18 protein-coding genes and 5 pseudogenes are annotated in these 24,212 nt (G+C 47.7%); 10 read left to right on the top strand and 13 right to left on the bottom strand.

The annotated features are described in order from the left end of the window. Window positions 1-208: 208 nt before the first annotated feature. On the bottom strand, window positions 209-4,246 hold the full coding sequence (locus tag ACL2XO_RS26170) for a helix-turn-helix domain-containing protein (protein WP_413741885.1): 4,038 nt from the start codon (window positions 4,244-4,246) through the stop codon (window positions 209-211). Window positions 4,247-4,442: 196 nt separating this feature from the next. On the opposite strand from ACL2XO_RS26170, the pseudogene ACL2XO_RS26165 reads away from it, so the two are divergent. From ACL2XO_RS26165 to ACL2XO_RS26145, 5 genes and pseudogenes are all read left to right on the top strand, one after another. Then, window positions 4,443-4,763: pseudogene (locus ACL2XO_RS26165) on the top strand (IS66 family transposase); the annotation flags it as partial. Between the two features lie 422 nt (window positions 4,764-5,185). Continuing rightward, window positions 5,186-6,205: pseudogene (gene istA / locus ACL2XO_RS26160) on the top strand (IS21 family transposase); the annotation flags it as partial. Then, window positions 6,206-6,988, top strand: a complete 783-nt coding sequence (istB, locus tag ACL2XO_RS26155) for an IS21-like element helper ATPase IstB (RefSeq protein WP_413743112.1) — start codon at window positions 6,206-6,208, stop codon at window positions 6,986-6,988. It begins immediately after the preceding pseudogene. Window positions 6,989-6,992: 4 nt separating this feature from the next. Beyond that, window positions 6,993-7,328: a hypothetical protein gene (locus ACL2XO_RS26150; RefSeq protein WP_413741884.1), complete on the top strand. Its 336-nt coding sequence runs from the start codon at window positions 6,993-6,995 to the stop codon at window positions 7,326-7,328. Between the two features lie 93 nt (window positions 7,329-7,421). Continuing rightward, complete coding sequence (locus ACL2XO_RS26145; protein WP_165934208.1) at window positions 7,422-7,595, top strand: hypothetical protein; 174 nt, start codon at window positions 7,422-7,424, stop codon at window positions 7,593-7,595. A gap of 437 nt (window positions 7,596-8,032) precedes the next feature. Here ACL2XO_RS26145 and ACL2XO_RS26140 read toward each other — a convergent pair. Next, window positions 8,033-8,467, bottom strand: a pseudogene (locus ACL2XO_RS26140) (Fic family protein); the annotation flags it as partial. A 92-nt stretch (window positions 8,468-8,559) separates the two neighbouring features. Beyond that, entirely contained in the window at window positions 8,560-9,012 is a 453-nt protein-coding gene (locus ACL2XO_RS26135; RefSeq protein ID WP_413741883.1) for an acyltransferase, read from the bottom strand. Window positions 9,013-9,589: 577 nt separating this feature from the next. On the opposite strand from ACL2XO_RS26135, the gene ACL2XO_RS26130 reads away from it, so the two are divergent. Continuing rightward, window positions 9,590-9,868 (top strand): hypothetical protein, encoded by a 279-nt coding sequence (locus tag ACL2XO_RS26130; RefSeq protein WP_413741882.1) that lies wholly within the window; start codon window positions 9,590-9,592, stop codon window positions 9,866-9,868. Window positions 9,869-10,407: 539 nt separating this feature from the next. Here the strand turns inward: ACL2XO_RS26130 and ACL2XO_RS26125 are convergent. After that, window positions 10,408-10,698: pseudogene (locus ACL2XO_RS26125) on the bottom strand (restriction endonuclease subunit S); the annotation flags it as partial. Window positions 10,699-10,759: 61 nt separating this feature from the next. After that, window positions 10,760-10,918, bottom strand: a pseudogene (locus tag ACL2XO_RS26120) (hypothetical protein); the annotation flags it as partial. Window positions 10,919-11,220: 302 nt separating this feature from the next. Between ACL2XO_RS26120 and ACL2XO_RS26115 the strand changes: the two are divergent. Together ACL2XO_RS26115 and ACL2XO_RS26110 are read left to right on the top strand one after the other, a co-directional pair. After that, on the top strand, window positions 11,221-11,517 hold the full coding sequence (locus ACL2XO_RS26115; protein ID WP_413725964.1) for a helix-turn-helix transcriptional regulator: 297 nt from the start codon (window positions 11,221-11,223) through the stop codon (window positions 11,515-11,517). A gap of 4 nt (window positions 11,518-11,521) precedes the next feature. After that, window positions 11,522-12,847, top strand: coding sequence for a type II toxin-antitoxin system HipA family toxin (locus ACL2XO_RS26110; RefSeq protein WP_413741881.1), 1,326 nt, complete (start codon window positions 11,522-11,524; stop codon window positions 12,845-12,847). Between the two features lie 80 nt (window positions 12,848-12,927). Here ACL2XO_RS26110 and ACL2XO_RS26105 read toward each other — a convergent pair whose 3' ends face one another. The 4 genes from ACL2XO_RS26105 to ACL2XO_RS26090 all read right to left on the bottom strand — a co-directional run bounded on the left by ACL2XO_RS26105 (window position 12,928) and on the right by ACL2XO_RS26090 (window position 18,077). Continuing rightward, window positions 12,928-14,175: an ATP-grasp domain-containing protein gene (locus tag ACL2XO_RS26105; protein WP_413741880.1), complete on the bottom strand. Its 1,248-nt coding sequence runs from the start codon at window positions 14,173-14,175 to the stop codon at window positions 12,928-12,930. A 118-nt stretch (window positions 14,176-14,293) separates the two neighbouring features. Beyond that, a complete protein-coding gene (locus ACL2XO_RS26100) occupies window positions 14,294-15,400 on the bottom strand; it encodes an SGNH/GDSL hydrolase family protein (RefSeq protein WP_413741879.1) in 1,107 nt (368 codons plus the stop codon). A gap of 33 nt (window positions 15,401-15,433) precedes the next feature. After that, window positions 15,434-17,266 (bottom strand): carbamoyltransferase, encoded by a 1,833-nt coding sequence (locus ACL2XO_RS26095; RefSeq protein ID WP_413741878.1) that lies wholly within the window; start codon window positions 17,264-17,266, stop codon window positions 15,434-15,436. Window positions 17,267-17,276: 10 nt separating this feature from the next. Continuing rightward, window positions 17,277-18,077 (bottom strand): phytanoyl-CoA dioxygenase family protein, encoded by an 801-nt coding sequence (locus ACL2XO_RS26090; protein ID WP_413725959.1) that lies wholly within the window; start codon window positions 18,075-18,077, stop codon window positions 17,277-17,279. Window positions 18,078-18,743: 666 nt separating this feature from the next. On the opposite strand from ACL2XO_RS26090, the gene ACL2XO_RS26085 reads away from it, so the two are divergent. Continuing rightward, entirely contained in the window at window positions 18,744-18,977 is a 234-nt protein-coding gene (locus ACL2XO_RS26085) for a hypothetical protein (RefSeq protein ID WP_413725958.1), read from the top strand. A 166-nt stretch (window positions 18,978-19,143) separates the two neighbouring features. Here the strand turns inward: ACL2XO_RS26085 and ACL2XO_RS26080 are convergent, their stop codons facing one another. Further along, window positions 19,144-19,578, bottom strand: a complete 435-nt coding sequence (locus ACL2XO_RS26080; RefSeq protein WP_413741877.1) for a hypothetical protein — start codon at window positions 19,576-19,578, stop codon at window positions 19,144-19,146. After that, the gene (locus ACL2XO_RS26075; RefSeq protein ID WP_413741876.1) at window positions 19,566-20,036 is read right to left on the bottom strand and encodes a hypothetical protein; all 471 of its coding nucleotides are present in this window, start codon (window positions 20,034-20,036) and stop codon (window positions 19,566-19,568) included. Before ACL2XO_RS26075 ends, ACL2XO_RS26080 begins: the two co-directional genes overlap by 13 nt. A 190-nt stretch (window positions 20,037-20,226) precedes the next feature. On the opposite strand from ACL2XO_RS26075, the gene ACL2XO_RS26070 reads away from it, so the two are divergent. Continuing rightward, a complete protein-coding gene (locus tag ACL2XO_RS26070) occupies window positions 20,227-20,544 on the top strand; it encodes a hypothetical protein (protein ID WP_413725955.1) in 318 nt (105 codons plus the stop codon). Here the strand turns inward: ACL2XO_RS26070 and ACL2XO_RS26065 are convergent. Both ACL2XO_RS26065 and ACL2XO_RS26060 read right to left on the bottom strand, forming a co-directional pair. After that, window positions 20,513-21,634: a cupin domain-containing protein gene (locus ACL2XO_RS26065; RefSeq protein ID WP_203520389.1), complete on the bottom strand. Its 1,122-nt coding sequence runs from the start codon at window positions 21,632-21,634 to the stop codon at window positions 20,513-20,515. The genes ACL2XO_RS26070 and ACL2XO_RS26065 overlap by 32 nt on opposite strands. A 235-nt stretch (window positions 21,635-21,869) precedes the next feature. Beyond that, the gene (locus tag ACL2XO_RS26060) at window positions 21,870-23,525 is read right to left on the bottom strand and encodes a methyl-accepting chemotaxis protein (RefSeq protein WP_413741875.1); all 1,656 of its coding nucleotides are present in this window, start codon (window positions 23,523-23,525) and stop codon (window positions 21,870-21,872) included. Window positions 23,526-24,212 lie beyond the last annotated feature (687 nt).

Here is a 24,212-nt window from a genome sequence, read left to right as displayed (position 1 = left end):
TGATTAAGTTCGAGTCAGCACATGTAAGGCGACACAAAATTTAGTATTTAACTTTACTCTTTGCCCACAGTACAAATGTACGTAATCATTGCTCAATGGGGTCCAGAAGTTTTAACGCTCAAGTGAAACGTCTGCGCGAGTCCGTAGAGGATGGAATCCCAACAATCGTTGGGATTGGATTGATTTCCCGATCCCTGCCTAGGCAAATTCAAAGCCACTCCCGCTGTTCCACAACGACATCCTCGCGGTTTGCCTCATCGTCGTACATATCAGCAATTCGTTCCAAGCAAGCCGCTGTTCGTGGCCATTCAAAACGAAGTTCGTTCGCATCACGCCGATATTGTTCAACTAGCACTCGCTCCTGAATACCACCATCATGTGGCATTCGCACGGTTACGCCACGTCTGTTGTACAGACCAGTCACGAAGCCTCGTTCTAACTCTTTGCTCCTGACAAGTTCGATCACATCCCTTACTGGTCCTGGCGGCCAAGGTTCTTCTTGACTGCGCTTTGCAGCAGATAAAATTTCACCAATTTGAATGTCCCCCGCCACAGAACGGCCAATATCAGATAGAAGTTTTCGTGCGTTATTTACCCAAGTTTCTAAAACATGACCATCAATCTCGCCTACTTCATTGGCGCCAGGGACATGCGTCCACTCAGCCAGCACGTGATACGCATTACTCGCCATACCCTGTGCCTTTTCAAGATTTGCTGGTTCTTCTTCAACGACACCGCTTTCTTCTTCCGGGAAGTAGACAAGCTTGATGAAGTAAACAAAAAGTTTAGGATCTTGTGCCAGCGCACGATGAAGCGTTCGCGCTGAGCGTCGGGAGTAGCGTAGCGCATTAAAGTAGATAAACTCCAAACTAGCTATCTCCTGCTCATGAACGTTGGCGTCAGAATCCAGGTAATCCAGAATGATGCCAACATTGTGGCTCAGCATTGTCGCCTCATCTCCCTCAATAGGTCTTGAGACGCGTGCTGCTGCATACAATGTCGAAACAAGCAAGCGACCATCAGGCTTCAATCCAATGTGGTGAGATAACCAGCCAACGGCCTCAATGGCGCGATCTGACCTCAACAGTTTCGCAACAATTTCTTGAAAATCTGAATCTCCAGCAATCTGGAAAACCCCTATAGAGCGCCAATAGGCATCACTCAAGGCAGAACTGCGATCCTCAATTCTTTTCCAAGTAGATGTGTCTACAGGCAGCGCCTGAACGATGCGAAGCTCTGCGTCATTACCCCATTCCTCCGCAATAGCTCGCTCCCACAAGCTTTGCACCCATGAGTCCCCATCGGCCCCCGCTCGAACCTTCATTCCGTAGAAAATCCCGAGACCCAGTTCAGCCTCTGCGAGCTCGGATGCCAACATGCCTCGCTTCATTAATGTGTACTTAAGCTCATCAGACACGCTCGAATTGGCGATTCCGACACCGAGTTCCCTCCGCATAGTGATCGTTATCGCAAAAGAAAATAGCTCATCAGGTGTCAGCTTTGTCAATAACTCAGCTGCGGCTGCCTCTTGCGACTGCCTTAACTTTTCTTGTTCAGCAAGCCAGTCACCATTCAGGCCCAACGACGCAGCGCCAGGGTGGAAAAGCCATCGTAAGCGCTCCTGAATCCCGGTTGGTTGGAGGATCTCTAATATGGTATCAAGGGGTCTCAGCGCATCCTCGCCCATTGCCCACTGCGCATCTGCTAATGCTCGGTGTTTGGACAACAATGACCGTATCCCGTCACGCATTGACTCAATCTCATCTGGCTCATCAAGCACTCTCACAGCAACCGTTAGTTGCTCCACTGCTAGCTTTCGCCATTCAGAGTCGAAATTTGACCAAAGGCTCAAAAGTTGGAGCCACCGTTTCGAGGCACAGCCTACGTGTTTAAGCAATCGCTGGCCAATTGCATTTGTCGTTGCGGCAAGCACCGGCAACGTAACCTCTTCATGCCCGTCTGGAGTGAAATCGCGCCAGTTTGGTCTTGCGGAAGGCTCGGTAATGTCGTGAAAGCGCGGCGAGATCGCCAGCAAAAGCTTCCATCCGACTGAAGGATGTCGGCGCAAAATTGTATCGATCACCTTCAATCGTTCCGCCGGTGTAGCATAGGTTTGCGGAGACCAACTAACGAAAATACGACGAAGTGAGGGGAAAGGTCGATTGCTCCATCTACCACCGGGGTCAATTTCGTGAAGGCGCACAAGCAAAAGTGCGGCTTGCGCTAGATAATCTGAACTGCGGGCAAGCACTTCAAGTCCCCACAACAAATTCGATAGGTACTCAGTCCGGTACATCATTCCCTCGTCACTACGGAACAGAGATAGGATGGGTGGATTATCACCTTCAAGTCCTGTATCAACTGCATCAAGGAACGCATTAGGTGCGGCTTCAGCCAGATTCCTAAAATCATTTGAGAGGGACCACCAGAGCGCAGCCCCTGCCCCTTGAAATAGCTTACGGACAATACGATCTGCTCGCGCTCGGATATCCGATATGACAGTAGCATCGCCCGGCAAAACGGCCATCGCGATGGTTGCTTCCGTAAATCCTCCGCGTATAGCCGACGATGGCTGTTCTTCAAACTCACCCTCGGCCTCGTAGTAAATACTCTTAGGTCGAGTAGCGAAACGGGGATTGGCCTTGCCAAGTACCTTGTGGAAGGTAGTTTCGAAGCGTTCTAACTGACTCGTAGTAATCTGCCCACCGATCTGCATCCAGAGATCTTTTAATGATACAACTTTCCAGAGATTTCCAGAGCGCACCAATGGACCGCCAACTGAAGCAGCCAATGGCGCAAGCACAGCTTCGAATTGCTCGTAAGAACAATCGGCCAGTTCACTAATAATCATCCTGTCCTGAGAAGACGTATCGACCCAGGCTCCAGCAAACATGGCTGCAATCAACTCCGAAGGTGCTTTCCTCGCCCATTCAAGCTGGTTGTGAGGAGCGACAGGCTTTAGTCTTCGCAGCACTGTAATGCTTCGGCCTGACGCATGAACGCAGGTATGGGCGGCCTCTTCATCCATCCCCGCGCCCACGAGGGCAACCTTGAGATCGAATTTCCACGGTCTATGAAGGCGCCGTAAGCCACTGGAATTGGCGATTATACCCGAACCATAAGCTGAGAAGACGTGGTGTCCATCATCCACTAAACGCTGCGCAACTCCCGGTTCTGGGTCGGAGAGAACAATGATGAGTGGTGTACCAAGACCGACGAGTTGCCTTGCGACCTCATTGCTTCCCACTACAACACAACGACTCCAATGCCATAGTCTGTAGCATTCAGGCAGCGGACTAATCGCGGCATGAAGGAAGGCAAATGCCTCTTCAGGATCGTCGGCTTGTAGAGAAAAAAGTTGCGGGCGTTCTCGCAACCACCTAAGTACCGCGATTTGGTCCTCGCCTCGTCCCGTAAGCAGCACATCTGCCGTGATTGGTATGGTAGTCGCGCCTGTCCATTCCGACCATACCTCTTCAAGGTTACGTAACCCGACTGGTCTGCGACCGACCTTGACTGAAAGCCATTGTGCGACCGCCGGACACATCTCCAGCCAATGTACAAGGTCATCAGCGTCGATCAATACTACATCACGCCATTTACCAAGTGCTCTTTGTTGAGCAACCCAATCTGCCTTGTTCGAAAATCGCTGTGGAGTCGCAAAAACAAAGGTGGTTTGTGACGGATCGTATCCAAGGGGGTTTTCTGAGCGTTTCGCGAAATCATCGTTAGCCTTATTGCCGATGCGGGTGCGTTGAGTCCCGATTTCCCATACAGAATCTCCAGGCGGGACATAAGGTGCCCCAATGCCAGTCCTACACTGACCGTCCCACCCGCCATGTTGAACACTCTCATCCGATGGAAAATGCACATCTGCCGCAGGTCCTACTGTCGCAAAAATAAGGCGGCGTATCAGCTCTGGCATGGCACTCTGTGCGTCGCGACGTTCCGCCCACTGTGAAAGATCAGTTGCATTCACCCAACGCATCAATCCACCTGGATGTACCGACGGAGACTGAGGAAGCATTGCCTTTTCCACGACACCACCGGCAAAAAATTGAAGCCCTTCAGCCTCAAATGAATCCCGAATGGCCTGAGCATTATTCGCGACCGGCGTGCGAACTCCGCGCTCGAAGTCTGCAATTGTCGATGTAGCCACATGGGACCTCTTGGCTAGATCTTGCTGCGACCAAGCCAGGAGCGCCCGTGCGGCTTTCACTTGCTCTGGAACGAGAATATCACTCATGACTAACCTCATATTTAAAATATGAGGTTAGCTTATAATGCTGGCATTACTCCGTCAAGTCGTACATGATCAAGGTAGATGTGTAGGCAAGCGGCCGTCTCGCTTCATTGATTAATTTTCGGTATCGCGCGCTTATTTCACCCATTCTTATCGACGTGAAATCAATTATGATAAAACGGCATTCACGACCAAGTAGCTTGAGCTGATACGTCGCGCTCTGAAAGTTATCCGTACCGTCCGGGTGAAATAAGCCTGCGCCAAGTGCGACTGTGTCGTTGAATCTCCAGCCCCTTCCGGTCCCATCGATCAGGTTAACCGGTGCCGGTCTGCTGGCCCAGGTGCTGACAACATCAAAGTATGCCGAGCATGTGCCGTTGTATCGCCAGACGGAAATCCTAGCGCGTCATGGTGTGGACCTGTGCTTCAACTGGGTGAATGCGTGTTGCCGTCTGATGTTGCCGCTGGAAGTACCCTTGACCGCTACGCCATAGCCGCTCGCAAACTTCATACCGATGACAATGTGCTTGGAAGGCGAAGGTTAGGATGGTCACCGCCATGCTTGGCCTGAGATGGAAGCTGGCCTTTTGTATTGGCTCTGCAGGGAGAGGCAACTTCACCACCTTTTGATAAACACTTAGCTGCCAGTGAAACATTAGTGTTATCGAAGAGCGGCCGGGCAAGACGCAATGCCGACATTTTCAGGTAGGTTTCCAGTGTCAGGGAAGGTATCTGCGATACGTTTTAGGTAAAGAAGGTTCAGGTTATACATACAGGTTGAAATTATTCATCGATCGTTATTAACGATCGATAAGGCGATATTGATCTATCAAAACGATTATCTGAATCGCCACAGTGTCGCCATCGGTGCAAAAGTGATCCACCCCAGCGGTTGAAATTTGATCCAGGGGTTAATCTGCTCTCCTCTGAACGGGAGAGCTTATGGTTACTTTTGAGACTGCTATGGAAATCAAGATCCTGCATAAGCAGGGAATGAGTGCCCGACACATTGCCAAAAAACTCGGTATTTCACGTAACACGGTGAAACGTTACCTTTCGGCTGATCCTGAGCCGCCGCGTTATTCCCCCAGGCCGAGGGCTTCTTCCGTTCTGGATGATTATCGCCAGTACATACAACAACGTATCCAGGATGCTCGTCCCTGGAAAATTCCTGCTACCGTGATTTATCGTGAGATTGTTGAGCATGGATACCAAGGCCGGATGACGGTGCTTCGGGAATTTATTCGCTCACTATCCCAAAACACGTTACCTGAACCTGTTATTCGTTTTGAAACCGAAACCGGCCAGCAAATGCAGGTGGACTGGGGAACTATGCGCAGCGGTAAATCACCTCTGTACGTGTTCGTCGCGGTGCTAGGGTTCAGCCGGATGTTGTATATCGAATTTACTGACAATATGCGCTATGAAACGCTGGAACTGTGCCATCGCTATACTTTTGCCTTTTTCGTCGGCGTTCCCCGGGAAGTGTTGTACGACAACATGAAAACCGTGGTTGTGGAACGGGACGCTTATCAACCTGGTCAGCATCGCTTTCATCCGTCGTTATGGCAGTTCGGTAAGGAAATGGGGTTCTCGCCTCGCTTATGCCGCCCCTTTCGGGCTAAAACCAAAGGGAAAGTTGAGCGAATGGTGGGATATACCCGCCACAGCTTCTATGTCCCGCTGATGACACGGCTCAAACCCGCCGATGTCCAACTTGATATTGAGACGGCCAACCGCTACGGCTTGCGTTGGTTATATGACGTTGCCAATCAGCGGAAACATGAAACTATCCAAGCTCGTCCTTGCGATCGGTGGCTGGAAGATCAACAGGCCATGCTGACGTTGCCGCTACTGCGGCAGAGTACAACCCCCTTGGTAGTGCAAAACACGGCAATCTTGGACTGTACTCCGCTTCATCATCCGCTGTCGGTCTATGATACGTTCTGTACAAGGGGTGCTCTGATGGTCGAACTACAACAGCAACGGTTGATGGTACTTGCAGAGCAACTTCAGCTCGAAAGCCTAATCGGTGCAGCGCCGGCGTTATCCCAGCAAGCGGCAATGCAGGAATGGACCTTCATGGACTTCCTGGAGCATCTGTTGCATGAAGAAAAACTGGCCCGACATCAACGTAAACAGGCGATGTATACAAGGATGGCAGCCTTCCCAGCGGTAAAAACCTTCGAAGAATATGACTTCACCTTCGCCACCGGTGCGCCACAAAAACAACTTCAATCGTTGCGATCACTGAGCTTTGTTGAACGTAATGAAAACATAGTGCTGTTGGGGCCATCCGGTGTTGGCAAAACACACCTTGCGATAGCGATGGGCTACGAAGCGGTGCGTGCTGGCATCAAAGTCCGGTTCACTACGGCAGCCGATCTACTGCTTCAGCTTTTAACGGCTCAACGCCAAGGGAGGTATAAAAACACACTCCATCGGGGAGTAATGACGCCGAAGCTACTGATAATAGACGAGATAGGCTATCTGCCGTTCAACCAGGATGAGGCGAAACTGTTCTTCCAAGTGGTGGCTAAGCGCTATGAAAAAAGCGCAATGATCCTGACATCGAACCTCCCGTTTGGGCAATGGGATCAGACGTTTGCGGGAGATGCCGCGTTAACATCTGCCATGCTGGATCGGATATTACATCATTCACATGTTGTGCAGATCAAAGGAGAAAGCTATCGGCTGAAGCAAAAGAGGAAGGCTGGGGTGATCGCTAACGCGAAAACCGACTAAAAAGGTGGATCAATATTCAACCGTTGCTAATGAAAAAAAGTGGATCAGTTTTAAACCGTTATTGACATCTACCTGCATGTTGGAGAATTTTATCTCTGATAAAGAGACTGCTCTGACAGGCAATGTGCTGATTATTGCCTTAATATACTCAACAACATTCTGCAATATCATTGAATTTGAAGAGATTTTTATTCAAGATCCAATTCCTGATGCCCAACCACGTTACAGGTCGTATGGCTTTGCTCAAGTGTGGAATGATCATGATAAAATGTCGGCTGAAGTGCGGGACATTCTGGAAATGATCCGTATCAAGGTGAATGGCGTCGATCTTGATGAGTAAGAAGTTACCTCTATGGCTAACAGGGGCTGTTTGTTAAATGAACAGAGTTGATGTAGAATTGTATGCAATGATAGTAAGAAAAAAGGAGGCGTAATGATCAAGCAAACTAAAAGAATCGATTCTGACAAAGCGATGGCTGCTGCGAAACGCTCCTTAGATTTCTGGGCAACTATTGACGGCAATAAACTCGCCAAAGTGGGTCAGAAAGAGAAAGAAATGGATATTGTGGGACCGAGAAAGAAAGTAAAGCCGGCCAAATACGCATAATCTGTGTTCGTCATGAGTACATCTGACACAACAGCTTAAAAGATTGAGAGTTACCGGTTTTGATATGGGTGTCGAATCCTTATACAAAACACAAAATGTAACTTTCATGCTTCTCTCTAACAATCCTGTCATTAAACACAAAGTGGGTTTATTGAATCTCGCCGAAGAGTTCGGTAACGTGCCAAAAGCAGCCTGCGAAGTAGCCTCCCCAAAAATTCGAGCATTTTCAGCCTTAACAAAGATGCCCAGCCCCTTACCGTTTACTCACTCGATGCCAAGACGTGCCTGATGACGCCGCCCGAGAGCTTTGCCCGTAACGGCATGCAAAACCCACTCATCTGCTGATGCTGGCTATTTTATAGGCAAGGTGTATTTACTAGATAGCGTCCACGTTACTGGCCCAATTCACGCAGCAGCCTGGCGTTGATATACAGCTTTTAACGGCCATCAGTCATTTCCTCCAGTACGCCAATGGTCACTAACTGTTTGAGGTATGTTGATGCCGTTTGGCGTTTGGCCACACCTCGTTCAATAAGGTTATCGATCCGGCAATACGGCTGCGCAAAAAGCGCCTGGATAAGTTCATGGGTGTAGATTTTCGGCAGTTGCTCGCGCACGTACACTGTGGTTTTTGCCATTAGTTCTCTGACAACCGATATCTTGTCACTCGTCCACCGAGACGTGTTCCTCACTGCCTCTAATATAAATAAAATCCACGATTCCCAGTCAACCTCTTCTGTCACCCTGCGCAGGAATCTGTAGTAATCATCACACCTTTCCAGGATGTAGCGGGACAAATTCAGTATAGGCAGCGAAAGCAATCCAGTCTGAATCAGGTACAGGATATTCAGGATGCGACCAGTCCGCCCGTTCGCCGCCGCTGTCTCTACGACGAGTTGCCCTATTCTCAAATTTATCTTTAGCGTGGCTTCGGCCTGTGGGCCTGTTAAACAGGCCCACACCTTTACAGCGTTCTAATCAATCGGGCTGGGTTGCCGGCATAAATCCCTTTCACCGTGATGGGATTGACTACAACTCCTCCAGCTCCTATCACTGACCCACAGCAAATGAAATCGGTTAGTATCGTCGCACCGCTGCCGATGGTGACATTATCGCCAAGGCTGATTTTAATCCAATTTCCTGGATCTGGGTCTGGCGCACCACGCCTGAATAGATCATTGGCGAATGTGACATTATGCCCAATAAAACAGTTCTCCCCCAATGACACGTTCTCACAAATAAACGTGTGTGACTGTACGCGGCTGCCGCGCCCAATGACACATCCTTTCTGAATCTCAACGAAGGGGCCGACAAAAACATCGTCATGAAGCTCACATCCATAAATGTTTGACGGTACCATCACTTTGACGTTATCTCCGGTAGTCACGTCTCTTATGTCACAGTTGATAATTTTCATAACCCATCCATAGTTTATTGGTTGCCGCCAATGTAAAAATGCCCCCTTGAAGTCGGGGATGTCAACATGGGTCAATGGAAGTATACTGCGTCCAGCGGAAATCATTTATAGCCCCTACGACAAGTATTGTTGGTACTTATGTTGGTATAAATGAAAGCTGACTAATATTTATTCATTAATAAACAATAGGTTAAATGCTATGTGCGAGTCCGGCCTTCGCACCATTAGTACAAAATCAGGTCACCCAAGGGTGGCTTTTTTTGTGTCTGGAGTTTTCCGCTGCGTTCCTGTTAGTTCGGCCAAAGCACCTGCCCGCGCATTTTTCCAAAATGTGGCTGATAATATGAAGTGCAGGACTTGTCTGATGGCAGAGGGTTGGGTATCTTGGCGCAGAATAAATCAACAAAAACCAAGGAAAATTTTATCAAATCTGACATCTGAGTCAAAATGCCTGAATTAAGCAATAGTTAGATTACTGATAAAATTTATAAAAAAATATAGTAGATGTTTGAAGTAAGGACATAAACAAGAACCAGCGGTATATCTCTATCTATAGTTACTAAAGGAAATCAATCTCATGGAAATTGATATATTTAAGCCGCTAGGATTTGTACTGATAGCAATATTCCTTAGCAAGAAACTCAAAGAAATTAGCGTTAAAACAATTTTATCGACTGCTCTATTGGCTTTTTTATCAAATTTATCTAAATTACGCTCGCTAGAACAAATTAAAACAGATATCTTAACTAAGGACGGTTTTTTGCATTATTGTATATCGTCGGCCATTACCATGGTTATCGCTATCATCATCCTGTTAATATATGGATTTATCAAGAAAAGGAATAGTTATGAATAATTCAAATGTTGGACCTAATAATAGAGAAGTTGCGAGAGGGCTTGCGAATGATGTGGCTTGGGGCGCAGGGTTAGGGTTGGCAACCTCTGGCCCCGCCGGTGTCCCATTGGGTGCGGGTTTGGCCGCCGTACAAAATGTAGTGCAAGCAGCAAAGGGACATTGTCCACTAGATATTCAGATGCCTCACATTCCTATGGGACCTACCCAGCTAAACCGAAGCAGCCAACCTAATGTCCATCATGAAACGTTGTCACCTTCAGACCAGTGGAAAAGAAATTTAAGACCCTAATAAGGCTAAAATAACAAGTCGAAATTGAATGTAGAAATTCTGCTGACATTCTCAATATATTTGTTTTTAAATAATCTTATCGACCATAAAACATCATTTATTAAGCGGCGCTGGGTCTAAAAAAATATAGAGTTTTTAGACCCTACGGGATACGGCAATTATGCAATATATAGTGTAAAAATATGCTTAAATAAATGGGTAGATAAAATAAATTTTTAAGCGCATATTAGTAGTACGCTTCAATTAGCATTTAGAGTTTTTTACGCGTTGTTTTTTTATTTTCATTGGCGGCTCGTTCGTTTTTTATTTTCTCAAGTAGCGCCGCCGCACTATTTTCACCGCTTATCAGCTCTGGGTTTTATTTCCGCCATAGCGCTGTCAGTTCACCGCGAAAAGCTTTCGCCAGAATAGATTGTGTGAGGTTGTTAACGCGGGTAAGTGCGATGTAAATTTGTTTTTCAATGACGTCGGCGTACGCAAAGAGTTGTTCCACTCGGCGGACAATTTCGAGTTGTTAGATTAGGGGAGGAACATTTAAAGGATAAGCAGCTAGCTTTTGAGCGTTAATGTTAGACTGACTCACTCCATCAGTTTTTATGGAATAACAATACGCCAAGGTGTTTCGCCGTGGCTTCATCGAACATCCGCATCTTGACCAGTGTGGTATTGGGATAGTCCGGGTAGTTGTTTTCTGCGGTACAAGCAATGGCGTAAATAAAATCGTTAACGCCTTTCAAAAAATCGGAGTTGGATTTATTCATACGCATTCCACGACCCGGATAGCCTCAGGCGATGCTGAAATATTAGGGTAATATGTTACAAATTTCGCTCGCCGGCGGCCTCATGAGTACCTTGTGTCCACAAAATCTACTCTTTACGCAGCTTCAGCCTGTAGCTTCTACTGCACACGTTGAAGTACAAGAGATCACCTATCTTACGGCTTATACGCTGTTTTATTTCTGTACGCCCTATAGGCTGTATTTTGCATTTACAGCTTATAAGGTGTAGTATTCGAAAACAGCATATAGTCTGTATATATCTCTACAACAATGGTTGACGCTTTATGAATACTGCTTATCCGTTGCAGACCTTGAAACAGTTACGTCCGTTGCTCATTGGCTTTCGAAAAGCTAATGGGCTGACGCAAAAGGATGTTTCTGAAAGACTAGGTGTAACACAGCAAACCTATGCACGTCTGGAGGCAAACCCAGCCAGCGCCAGTATCGAGCGTCTGTTCAAGGTGTTCAATGTGCTGGGTATCGAAATAGTGCTCTCATCCGGCGCATCTTCAACAATCATAAAGCCGTTAGAAGATCCAACAAAGCAGATAAATTCGCCTGCCAGGCGGGAAAAGTGGTGATGATATGCCTAGCAAGCAACAACGTTTAGCGATCTGGATGAACGGTATACAGGTCGGATTCTGGGAAAAGGTTAAGGGTGAAGACAGATTGCGATACCTGCCTGAGTGGATCGCTGACGAGCAAGGCCGGCCCTTGTCGCTGTCTTTGCCTTTTACCCCCGGCAATCAACATTGGCGTGGCAATATTGTGCGGGACTATTTTGATAATCTACTCCCTGACAGTGAAAGCATTCGAAGGCGTTTAGCGATGCGTTATCAGGCGGATAGCCTTGAACCCTATGATCTGTTGGCTGAGTTAGGAAGAGATTGCGTTGGCGCAATACAGTTGCTTAATGTCGATGAAGAGTCCGCGGATTTATGCTCGGTGAATTTCCGCCTGCTTTCTGAAGCAGAGATCGCCACAACATTGCGTAATACCACGACAGCACTACCTGGTCGACAGGATGATATTGACGACCTGCGCTTATCTATTGCCGGTGCGCAGGAAAAAACGGCTTTACTGTGGCACAAGGGGCAATGGTGCTTGCCGGAAGGGAGTACCCCCACAACGCATATTTTCAAGCTGCCGTTAGGACTGGTTGGCAATATGCAGGCGAATATGAGTAGCTCGGTTGAAAATGAATGGCTATGCTCTTTGATCCTTGAAAACTATGACATGCCTGTTGCAAAAGCGCAGATTGCGCAGTTTGAAGATCAGAAGGCATTAGTCGTTGAGCGTTTTGACAGGAGGTGGTCGGGCGATGGGCAATGGATCGTTCGTTTACCCCAAGAGGATATGTGTCAAGCGCTGGGGATTTCTCCGCTACGGAAATATCAGGCGGATGGCGGGCCGGGTATTACCGATATTATGGATATTCTGAATCATTCTGAGCAAGCAGGACGGGATAGAGAACTGTTCTTCAAAGTACAAATCATTTTCTGGTTAATAGCGGCCACTGATGGGCATGCAAAAAATTTCAGCATCGCGGTGGAGGCTTGTGGCCGTTATCGTCTTACACCGTTCTATGATGTTTTATCGGCATGGCCGGTAATTGGCAAGAGTAATAGCCATTTCCCCTGGAAAAAATGCAAACTTGCAATGGCAGTACGCGGGAACAGTAATTATTACCACCTCTATAGAATTCAGCGGCGGCACTGGATTAATCATGGGAAATTAACCGGATTAGTTCAACAATACGTTGAGTCTATGATGGATGACATTATCGCCATGACGCCGCGAGTGATTGAACGTGTATCCGCGTTGCTGCCGGAATCGTTTCCTACAGAACTGGCTGAAAGTATTTTTACCGGCATGCGGCAGCAGTGTGAAAGATTAGCTCGCAGAGGCTGAACAACAACGAAATATACCCTAAATAATTCGAGTTGCACGAAGGCGGGGCGACCTTACCCCTTTTTTTCATCGGTTTGCTCTCAGAGATTGGCCGCTTCCCACTGACGATATCGTACATAGTCCTGTGCGATATCCTGCTCACTTATCCCCGTCAGAAAGAAAGCAGCGGGGCAGGAGTAGACATCCGTTGTGGGTTTGAGTCGGGCGCCTTCGGCTATTTTCATCACCGCGCTCACAAATCCAGGCAACGTTTCCAGGAAACTCCGCAGTTCAGCGTGGGAAAAAGGACCGGTCTGCGACGCTATAGCATGAACGCAGCGTAATGGACGGATGAGCTGATACCGCTCGCTTGCCTGATAAAATGATTCAGGGCACGTATAGGCATACCTGATCAGTTCCAGCTGATCGCTGCCGGTGGCAATTCGTATCGCTTCAGGATTAGCAGCGCCGGAAACGCGGGCGCCGACCTCAATGAGCTTGGGGCCATCAGGGGATAAGATAAGCTCAGTATGACCCGCTCCCTTAACAATACCAATTGCATCAAGTGCTTTGAGAGTGTAAGCGATACAACGTTCTGTCTCTGGAGCCCGCGGGGGACACAGTTCATCAAAATCATATAGATTCCTGCCGACAGAAAGTTTTTTAGAAACGCGCCATACATCAGTGACTTTATGTTTTCCGTTCAGGCTAACAGTATTAACGACGTGCTCTTTACCTTCAATGAATTGCTGGATCAGCGCTTTTTCATTACGGTTATGCATGATATTGATTTTGCTGGTGATGGTGCGTGCTGCGTCTTCTACCTGAGCTTCATTCATACAGATATATACGTCATCTGAACCAGCGCTGTCGAGGGGTTTGACCACAACTTTTGATTGACCATATTGCCTGAACCAGTTTTTCAGAACGCAGGGGTCATCACTGGCAGCCTGTTTAACCGTTTTCAGGCCCGCTCGACCTACTGCTTCATTCATCAGAAATTTATTTCTGCGAAGTGCCGTGGTTGCAGGGTTATTGCCATCTCCATTGATGCTCCAGGCAATTTTTTCGCTCAGTTTAACCGCAGATTCATGACCTGGAATAATTGCCAAAGGATTGTGCAAGGCGATTTGTTCAAGGCACTTTTCTGCCTGGCTACGGTCCCAGTGATAAAAAGCCTTAAAATGATGTTTATGGAAACGGGGATGAGATAATGCGTTGACGGCAACATCTGACTCAATGTGTATCAGGTCATAATGCCCGGCCATCTCCTGCGTGACCAGCGCACCCGCGGAAACGGCATCAACTATCGCCACGACCGGCCTGCAGTTTGCAGAATATTTAGACATTGTCTCGCTTTCCATTTATCTGAGGGGATAGGTGGTGCCCGTTTTTTTCTTTTTTCCGCAAAACAACCGCCGGAAAACTCTGACAAGCAGGTTCTTTGAATGCTTTTTTTCTTCCATGTTAAATGACTTGTTCATAGATAATCCGTCCCATTTCTTCGTAACCGGCATCGTTGAAGTGCAAGTGGTCGATATAGATATTTTCATTCAATATAGGTGAGTCTTTCATGAGCATGTTCATATCAAAAAAACAAATGTCTTCATTCAAGCATCCCTGTTTAAGCTGCGAAGAATAAGATTCATGTAAATCCGGCGTTGCGAGTTTTTCAAATAAGCGCCAGAAGTTATTAGCACAGGCGTCGATAGCATAGAACATCTCCTCCTCTGTTTCATGAAAGATCTCTTTACTCCATCTGGACAAAGGCTGCAGGACATAATGCACGCGGGCGCCATTTTTTCGGGCAAGCTGATTGATTTGCGCCGCGGAATCAATAGTGCTGCGAGCGGCCCGGCTGATACGCTCGGCCAGGTCCATGTGAGTATCGGTAAATACCCTTTCTGCCGGGTTCCCTTCAGTATCATCCAGCCAATGATTGAATTTCTCGGTGAGCCGTGGAATTAATTTTTTAACCGCTGATTCATTCATTGAAGCATAAGAATTTGCCCTTTTTTTAATGTCCTCATTATATCTATTCATATAATGCAAAAATTCATAGGAATAATAGTATTTACCATACTCACTGGTATAATCATCAGGCAGTCCTTCCAAGGTAAGCGTGTTTAGACCACTTAATATAATGATGTTATTTATTTTATCGAAGCGATGCTGGTTGAGCATAAAAATGATGGCTTCCTGCACCGAGTTATAGCCCCGCCCGCCAAAGTTCAACCAGACTTCTCCCGTCAGTTTTGACAGCGCGGAAGAGACCGTGCTTGCATCGGATGTCGTACCGGTACCCAGAGCCGTTGAACCGCCAATCACAATATTGACGGGTTTATCAGCAGGGAAATCGGCGGTTGATGCCCAGCCGCAAGGGGAATAACTCAGGCGAAACCCCATGTCATCCGTATTGATAATCGCTGAGGTATAATTCCGATGATGGAAAAACATGGTATAAGGCAACCACCGGACGCCAAGGTACATGAACTCATCGTATTCACGCAGTTGTGGGGTAAGCTCATAGCATCGGTTTACCGCCTCTTGATGGGACATTTTTTTAAATTTCATTACTCATCCTTTGAGAACTTGGTTCCGAAAGTATTAATCCAGAGGGTAATGTTTCTTCCAGTCTATTTTTTCTTCCCAGTCGGGTTGATCCTGTTTGCGTAATAAAAAATTTCCCAATACGAGATAATCCATTGATGTGCGCATGAAACAGACATAAGCATCTTTAGGTGATTCAACAATCGGCTCTCCTCTGACATTAAAAGACGTATTTACCAGCACCGGACAGCCTGTTCGCGCATGAAAGGCGTTCAGGAGACTGAAAAAAAGCGGGTTGTGACTCCCATCGACCGTTTGCAGGCGCGCCGAATTATCAACATGCGTAACGGCTGGGATTTGTGAGCGGATTTGGTTAAGTTTTCCAAGTCCGCTTACCTGAACGGCACCGGGACCAGGTGGTGTGAGCTTGGAGTTTGCAACCGGGTAGACAAACAGCATATAGGGACTTTTCGTTTTCACGCTGAACCAGTCCTTTGCATGCTCTTCTAATACGACCGGAGCAAAAGGACGGAATGACTCTCTGTTCTTTATCTTGAGATTCATTACCGTTTGCATTTGGCGATTTCTGGCATCGCCCAGGATCGAGCGCGCGCCGAGTGAGCGGGGGCCGAACTCCATCCTGCCCTGGAACCAGCCGGTGACATTACCTTGTGCCAGAATCCCGGCAACCTCCGCGCAAAGTTTATCTTCCGTGAGCTCGGTGAAAACTGCGCCTTGCTCATTAAGGTAATGAAGGATTTCTTCGCGCGTGTAACGGGTCCCCAGATAGCTACCCTTCATGCTGTCTCCTGCATCAGGTATGCGTGGTGCGCCTACGTGTCCATACCAGCCTGAGAGCGCCGCACCCAGCGAACCGCCGCTGTCTCCGGATGCCGGCTGTACCCATATGTTTTTGAAGATACCCGCCTGCGCCAGTTTGCCGTTTGCCACGCAATTCAAGGCAACGCCTCCGGCCAGGCAAAGATTTTCCAACCCCGTCTTTTTCTGCCAATAACGGGCAGTAAGCAATACCACTTCTTCCAGAACGGCCTGTATGGACGAGGCTAGATTGAATTGCCGTTCAGTAAGCTCGCTTTCCGCATCACGCGGCGGGCCGCCGAACAGGTCGTGAAACTTTTCCGACGTCATCTGGTCGCCCGTGGCATAGTCAAAATAGGACATGTCCATCTCAAAGCTGCCGTCCGGTTGCACCTGTATCAGATGCTTTTTAATCATATCGGCATAAACGGGGCGTCCGTAAGGAGCAAGGCCCATCAACTTATACTCGCCGGAATCAACCTTGAATCCGCAGTAAAACGTGAACGCGGAATAAATCAGACCAAGTGAATGTGGAAATCGCGTTTGCCAGAGCTTCGTGAGTTTACTGCCTTCACCTACCCAGGCTGTTGTTGTGTCCCATTCACCAACGCCATCAATGCAAAGCACCAATGCTTTCTCAAATGGACTGGGAAAAAATGCGGACGCAGCATGAGAATGATGATGATTAATATAGGTAATTTCAGGCACGGGCGTGTTGGCGAAGCCCAGTGCCTTTGTAAGTTTTTTTCTGACGTACAGCTTATTGGTCAACCATCCCGGCACGTGGAAAAAAAACGATCTGACCCCCGACCAGCCGGAGGTGACGGCGGTGGACATTATGCGTTTAAATTTTTCCGTGGGGTTTTCGTAATAAAAAATCCGAGATACCTGGTCTAAAGTAATTCCTGCCGTGTTTAAGCAGAACTTAACCGCATTTTCGGGAAAAGAAGGATCCTGCTTAATACGGGTGAATCGCTCTTCCTGCGCGGCCGCCACAATTTCTCCATCGCAAAGCAACGCGGCGGCGCTGTCATGGAAGTAGCATGACAGTCCCAGAATATACGTTTTCATTCGAGGCTCCTTAAAAAACGCGCTTTTGTGTCAGCGGAGTGAACTGACGGGATGCCATGAATTCCGGTCGAGGGGAGGGCACTTCGTTTAAACAATTGCTGACCAGGTTGTAGGAGATAAATACGGCTTTTCTGTCCCATGGCGACGAGTTCGCGCTAGAGCAGTGCAGGAGATTGCAATGGAAAAAAAGTACGTCACCCGGGCGACCCTTTGCGGCCACCATTCCCTTATTTTCGATTTTTTTGCGCAGGTACGTTTCAGAGAGACGATACTTGAGCTTTTGCGCAGTCGTGATTGCCCAGTTGTCACCCCCATCGAGTTCGCCGTATGGCCTATCGTGAATCTCGTCGATGAGCACGTCATACTGCGTTCCGGGCACAAGCAACATTGGGCCGTTGAATTCATTGACTTCGTCCAGGAAAATAACTGCGGTCAGGGCTTTCGGTTCCGGCATGCCATCCTCTTTCTTCCAGAACCAGTAGTCTGAATGCCATTCCCAATTCTGGCCCTGGAACGCCTGCTTGGTATTGATTTTATATTGATGGACGTAAACAGGTCCTCCCAGTAACATTTCCGCTTGACCAAGCAATCGCGCGTCGCCGGCTAAATTTTGAAAAAGTTCGCTGTTAAGGTTAGGCCCGTTAATGCTTCTCAAGGTTTTTCCATTGCCTTCCAATACCTTTCCGGCGGAGCTTTCATGCATTAATCGATGGGTTTCGGCATTGAGTATGTTCACTTCCTGGCGAGTATAAAGGGATTCTGAGATGTTGAATCCTTGCTTGCGATAAAGTTCCAGATCTTTAGATTCCATTCCTGAACTCCTGCTATATTATTTTACATAAATTCCTTAAGAAATCAGTTATGCATATATATATTTTTTATCCTGCACTTAGATTTAATGTATTGTTACCGGCACAGATAAAATTTACTTACAAGTGAACATTTCGTCAACGCTTAAATGAGCTCTCAGGTATTTTTTTTTGGCCTCATTCTGAGAAAGATTACATAGAAAATATAACATTTGACATAGTTATCAATTGATATAATTCCTGCAATACATGAGCAGTCTTTTAATCTTCTGTTAAAGCCCAAATAAAGTGCATTATTCAGGGCAAAACGCGTTCAGAAGAAATAAGTATTTAAAAGGATGTAAAAATGTCTATTGCGGTAGGGGGTACAGTCATTTATAGTAAACAATCAAAATGCGTAACATGCTGTTATGAATATTACGTTTGCACTGAGATATTGCCGTCATTGCCTCTACCGTCATGATGAGGGCAACAATCTCGCCGAATGGGTCGGAAGGAGAAAAAAGTTAATATTTTAATGTCGAGAAGGAAAGTAAAGTCGGTCAGGGTAGCTTAGTCTGTTTGCAATGGATGTGTGAATAATATCATTCTTTATTTCAAGGCGTTTAAATAAAGGAAGTTAACTGCATAGAGATTGATGTATGGACTTATTAATGAAAGGAATAGATATGAGTAATTCAACTAATGGGCCAAATAAGAGAAAAGCCATAAGAAGTCTTGCTAATTACGTAGCCTGGAGTGTGGTATTGGTATTGGCTACATGTGGACTTGCAGGTATCTTCTTGGCATCGGATTTAGCCGCCGTACAAAAGGTAATACAAGTTGCAAAAGAGCATTGGCCGCTACATATCCAGATGCCTGATATTCCTATGGGACCTAGCCAATTAGACCTAAGCAGCTAACCCAATAACGATCATGAAACATCGTCAAGTATTTGAAGATTAAATAATGTAATTTTAAAAATTATAATAAGCATGCTGGTTGACGAGGAAGGAAAATGCCTTTAATACAATCTGGATTCAAAATTGAGAGTTGGATATGATTTTTATCGAAGAAGTTAGCGCCACTCTATATAGCATTCCCTTCCATGAAAGCAGCACGAACTGAATCAAATTTTAGACCTTCTTTGAGTGCAATTGCATGGGCATGCCTAATCACTGCGCAATCAAGTTCTCTACGCTTGAAGTCAAAATCGACAGTATCAAAACCACTATTGATAGGAATGGGTTTGTTATTGGTATCTAATGATTTAACCATTTCGGAATGAGCGAATTTCACAAAATCAATATGTTTTTGGTCAAGCAAATCCAAGCAATTACCAAGTTCAATTACTGCACCTAAAACAAATGGTTCTTTGATCTTGGTTTTAGGTCTTTTCATGTCCTCAAGGGCATACTTTTTCGCTCTTTCATGATTGTTTTCCCAAAAATTAACTCCATCACCAAGCCAATCATAAATATTATTGCTAAGACGGAAATTATCTTGATAATTTAAAATTGACATTGTAGCAGCTTTACCCCTTTGCCGGTACGCACCCAGCGAGGGGCTTGCAGTTCGCCGGCGAAGTAGCTGACCAGTTCGAACATCAGCCCAATCAGGGTTTGCTCCATTTCCGGCGTTACCGCCCGGTTCGTCAAAAGGCGCGCCAGCGTCAGACAATATTCGCAGAGCAGATCGGCATCGGGTTCAAAGCCGAGCCTCGGCGAGGGGAGCTCATCAACGGTCAGGCTTTCCACCAAATGAGGCGGAAGAGGGGCATCCATGGTAGGCAGCAGCGTTGCCAGGCAGTCGGCCAGCCGGACGTAGAGCGCCTGCCGCTGCATGGGTTCGTCGACCTCCAGCAGGGTTTCGGCAAATTGTTCGCTATAATCTGCCAGCAGGGTGAAATCCGTTTCGGCGCTAAAGGGTATGGCAAGCAGCGCATCGGTGCGCCGGCATGAAGATAAGGTCATTGTAGGCATAAAAATCTCGCTAGTGTCTTTGAGTAAAAACAACGACACCAAAAATTATGGTGCCGGGAGGCTCAAAACGGTCTAGCGAACCGCGGACTTATTTCCCCGAAGGGTATTGTATTAGTCGCCCTCCCGACGTTGATCGGGCAGCTTGAACCCTCCGTCTAAATAGACGGAGGTCAAAAATAAGGAGTAGCTGATGACCCCCAGTGATCGATTTACCCGGAGAAGATCCCGGCAATGGGATAATCTGGCCGCTATTCGCCATCTCTCTCAGGCAGAGTTAATCCGCGAAGCCTTCAATCTTGCAGATAATCGCGCCGCTAGTAATAAGCATGCGTTTGGATTATGGGCTGATGGAAACACTGACGGAATTCATTATGACATTCAGATCCGCAAGGAGCGGGAATATTTGTTAAATACGCGGCTTGCCTATCGCATCACGATATACGCTACCGCAAGCCGCGATTACCAGCACTTTTATTCTACTCGTCAAAGAACCAGTATCCCTGATTAACCAGCCCGGTCAGCTCAGCCGCAAAAGCCGGATGATGAAGCGCCTCCCCCAGTTCATTTTTACCGATAAAGGTATATTGGCACAGCGCGTCGGCGGCGTCGGGATTGACCGTAACCAGCGGTTCGCCATTGATGAAGAAGCCGTCGCCGACCTGCAGAACCCTCAGACCGTCAAGGCGTTTCAAGACTTGGCCCTCCATCAGCGCGCCGACAATCTCGTCGCTCTTATAGAGCGGCTGGGCGGGAGCGATATCCAGCTCGTGGCGCGGCGTGGTGGCGAAGCGGCCAAACCACTGTTTAAAATCTTCCGGCTGATTAATCATATCGGTCATCATCGTACGCAGGCGATTAAGCTCATGATCTTCAACCCGTCCCGGATGCTCCCGGCAGGTTAAATCAGGATCGCTGTAATGCTCGCCGCCGAGATCGTTTTCCAGCGCATAGTCGGCGAAACTGCTGATTAAATCCCGGCCGTTGGGTCCGCGGAAACCCACCGAGTAGTTGAGGGCGGTTTCGTGGGTGAAACCGTCGTGCGGGAAGCCCGGCGGAATATACAAAATATCCCCCGCATTGAGGTCTTCATCAATGATTGGCGTGAACGGCTCAACGTGCAGCAGCGCCGGATGCGGGCAAAACTGCCTAAGAGGCAGTTTATCGCCGACGCGCCAGCGGCGGCGGCCCATTCCCTGGATGATAAAGACATCGTACTGATCGATATGCGGTCCGACGCCGCCGCCAGGTACGGAAAAGGAGATCATCAGATCGTCCAAACGCCAGTCCGGCAGCACCCGAAACGGGCGCACGAGTTCGGCGGACGGGGCATGCCAATGGTTGACGGCCTGGGCCAGCAGCGACCAGCCGGTTTCACCCAGATCATCAAAGTGTTCAAACGGCCCGTGGCTGGCCTGCCACTCCCCGTTTGCATGGCTTACCAGGCGGCTGTCCACCTCCGCTTCCATGGCCAGGCCCGCCAGTTCGTCCGGCGTAATAGGATCGATAAAGTCCGGGAAAGCGTTCTTTAATATGACGGGTCGTTTTTGCCAGTATTTTTCTAAAAATTCGGGCCAGTTAAGGTTCAGCTGATAAGCCATGCGTTCACACCAGTGAGAAGACAAACGGCCCTGATTATATCGAGTCCCCCCGTGGCCGCCTTGTCATTGGTCAAGGCTACGCGTTCAGCCAGGCAAAAATGAAGAGGGTCAGTCCATTCCCGGGGGTGACGTTGTCTGGCAAAGGCGTATACCCGTCATACTTCAAGCAGCAGATGCGTTGCCGCCTTCGCGCAACTGGAATTATTCAGAGTATAACGTTATCCGAATCGCTTATTCAGAATGTTTCCCAGCCGGCAGTGTCGTTTTGTTTCTCAGCAGGCTTATTGGCGGGAAGAGGCGATACTTTAGTTATGTCTGGTTTGACCTCCTCTGGCCTGCCTTTCGGTTCATGTAATTTGAACACATGAATAGTTTCAAGCAGCAGGCGTACCTGCTCCATCAGCGAGGCGCTGGCCGCTGAGGACTGTTCCACCAGCGAGGCATTCTGCTGCGTTACCCCGTCCATCTGCGAAACCGCGAGGTTGACCTGGTCGATACCGGTGGATTGCTCCTGTGATGCCGCCGAGATTTCCGCCACGGTGTCAGTGACGTGCTTCACTGACGAAACGATTTGATGCATGGTTGCACCGGCGCGCTCCACCTGCCCTGCGCCTATGTTGACCTTGTCTGCGGAGTCTTCTATGAGGGATTTGATCTCTTTGGCCGCGGAGGCGGTGCGTTGAGCCAGCGTGCGCACTTCGCTTGCCACCACCGCGAAGCCTTTGCCTTGCTCTCCGGCGCGTGCAGCCTCCACCGCCGCATTTAGCGCCAGTATATTGGTCTGGAAAGCGATGCTATCGATTACCGAAATAATCTCGGAAATTTTGCTTGAACTGGAAGAAATCGCATTCATTGTCTGGACGACCTCTGAAACAGCTTTGCTGCCGGACTCGGCCATTTGGGAAGCATTGGCGGCGAGTTGGCTGGTCTGTCGCGCATTATCGGCGTTTTGCTTGACGTTGGAGGCGAGCTGTTCCATCGAGGCGGCGGTTTCTTCAAGTGAAGAGGCCTGTGCTTCAGTGCGGGACGAGAGGTCTGTGTTGCCTGCCGCAATTTCTCTGGAGCCGATGTTTATCTCTTCAGCGCCAAAGCGGACTTGCGTGACCAGACGCATCAGGTTCTGTTGCATTCCCTTGATGGCGAAGAGCAATCTACCGATTTCGTTTTTGCTTGATACCCGTATGTCGGCGGTTAAATCGCCTTCCGCCACCGCATCGAGCTGTTCGATGGCATAGTTCAGTGGCCGCAATATGATGTTTCGCAATAAAAACAGCACGGTAATGGCTATCAACAGGGTAATGAATAATACGATTGCCATCGTCCACAGTAACTGGCGGTATTCGCTGTTTCTCATCTGCGCCAGCGTGTTTACAGTTTCACGCGTGTCTTTCTGATACTTCTCCAGCGATGTGGAAAATCGTCCTCCGGCTTTGTCGATATCCTGTATGTTGATATCGTAGTAGCCTTTCACGTCCCCCGCCTGTAACAAATGCTCCGCTTTGTCCAGAAGCTGGCTCAAGGCATTCGCCGACTCGACCAGTTCAGTCTTTATAGCTTCGTCGCTACTGAGCATGACGGGGAGGCCTTTGAATAGTTGGATATTGGCCAGCATGCGCCCGTGGGTGGTCTCGATGTTTTTGTAAATCCAGGGTTCGGCTTTGCCATCTTTCAATAAGCTGGCATAGACCAGGGCAAAACCCGCACGGGTACGTGCAGAATCTTTGTAGACATCATTAATCAGAATTACCCGGCTATCCGCCTGGTGAACAAAGTCAGTAGTGTCGTTTGAGCGCGTGAGCGCGAACAGACCTGCGCAGGAAATCGCCAAAATCATCAGCGCAAAAACGGAAATTGCGCCGGTCAACGCAAGTCGAACTGAAATATTCTTCATTAAAAATTAACTTCCATAGTTTAAACAGCAAATTTAGGAACTAGTGCAATTAATTTGTGCTAATTCAACTCGACGCACCGTACCTGCCGAATTTTTCCAGGCACGGGGTACTGTATTTGTTATATAACGGCAAGAAACCAGAAAACTTTAATTTTTGACCTTATGCCGCCGTCCTTATCGTTGGCCGATATCCGTCTGTATGGCACGTAAATACTGGGTGCTGGTCGCTTTTTTCATTCAGTAAATTGTTATGCTGGCAAATGATTTCCCGTTGCCATTATTTTTTGCCTGGCATCATTCTAATTTGTATATTGGGTTTTATTTTCTAATAGGTTCATTCATTGCAGAGATTATCATTTATATATTGTGTTTCCATAATAATTATCCCATGAAACTAAGATAAATCAGGTATTTCTAAAGTTTATTTTTAACAATTGATTTTTATTAATAATTTTGGCGACATGGAAAATTGACCCTGCAATAGGAATAGGATAATCTGATTTTTTTTGGTTTTTCGATTAATTGAAATATAATGATAATTATGCATTCATCTTATTTTTTTATTTGGTATTAATCGTATTTCTCCAATGAGCTTGATTAAATTGCCGAAGACCCCGGTGGGGGTTTCATCGTGATGCGCGTATGTGTCTTGCCTATTTCACGTCCGGCCCGGCCGGCAACTCCGGC

Source organism: Sodalis sp. RH15 (assembly GCF_047324255.1).
GTDB classification, from domain to species: Bacteria; Pseudomonadota; Gammaproteobacteria; order Enterobacterales; family Enterobacteriaceae; genus Acerihabitans; species Acerihabitans ligni.
Note: the sequence above shows the minus strand (reverse complement) of the source record. Positions and strands in the feature narration are given on the sequence as shown.

Coding starts and splice junctions, on each gene's coding strand:
- ACL2XO_RS26170 (WP_413741885.1), bottom strand. CDS start 4,246: ATGAGTGATATTCTCGTTCCAGAGCAAGTGAAAGCCGCACGGGCGCTC.
- ACL2XO_RS26145 (WP_165934208.1), top strand. CDS start 7,422: ATGATCAAGCAAACTAAAAGAATCGATTCTGACAAAGCGATGGCTGCT.
- ACL2XO_RS26135 (WP_413741883.1), bottom strand. CDS start 9,012: ATGAAAATTATCAACTGTGACATAAGAGACGTGACTACCGGAGATAAC.
- ACL2XO_RS26130 (WP_413741882.1), top strand. CDS start 9,590: ATGGAAATTGATATATTTAAGCCGCTAGGATTTGTACTGATAGCAATA.
- ACL2XO_RS26115 (WP_413725964.1), top strand. CDS start 11,221: ATGAATACTGCTTATCCGTTGCAGACCTTGAAACAGTTACGTCCGTTG.
- ACL2XO_RS26110 (WP_413741881.1), top strand. CDS start 11,522: ATGCCTAGCAAGCAACAACGTTTAGCGATCTGGATGAACGGTATACAG.
- ACL2XO_RS26105 (WP_413741880.1), bottom strand. CDS start 14,175: ATGTCTAAATATTCTGCAAACTGCAGGCCGGTCGTGGCGATAGTTGAT.
- ACL2XO_RS26100 (WP_413741879.1), bottom strand. CDS start 15,400: ATGAAATTTAAAAAAATGTCCCATCAAGAGGCGGTAAACCGATGCTAT.
- ACL2XO_RS26095 (WP_413741878.1), bottom strand. CDS start 17,266: ATGAAAACGTATATTCTGGGACTGTCATGCTACTTCCATGACAGCGCC.
- ACL2XO_RS26090 (WP_413725959.1), bottom strand. CDS start 18,077: ATGGAATCTAAAGATCTGGAACTTTATCGCAAGCAAGGATTCAACATC.
- ACL2XO_RS26085 (WP_413725958.1), top strand. CDS start 18,744: ATGAGTAATTCAACTAATGGGCCAAATAAGAGAAAAGCCATAAGAAGT.
- ACL2XO_RS26080 (WP_413741877.1), bottom strand. CDS start 19,578: ATGTCAATTTTAAATTATCAAGATAATTTCCGTCTTAGCAATAATATT.
- ACL2XO_RS26075 (WP_413741876.1), bottom strand. CDS start 20,036: ATGCCTACAATGACCTTATCTTCATGCCGGCGCACCGATGCGCTGCTT.
- ACL2XO_RS26070 (WP_413725955.1), top strand. CDS start 20,227: ATGACCCCCAGTGATCGATTTACCCGGAGAAGATCCCGGCAATGGGAT.
- ACL2XO_RS26065 (WP_203520389.1), bottom strand. CDS start 21,634: ATGGCTTATCAGCTGAACCTTAACTGGCCCGAATTTTTAGAAAAATAC.
- ACL2XO_RS26060 (WP_413741875.1), bottom strand. CDS start 23,525: ATGAAGAATATTTCAGTTCGACTTGCGTTGACCGGCGCAATTTCCGTT.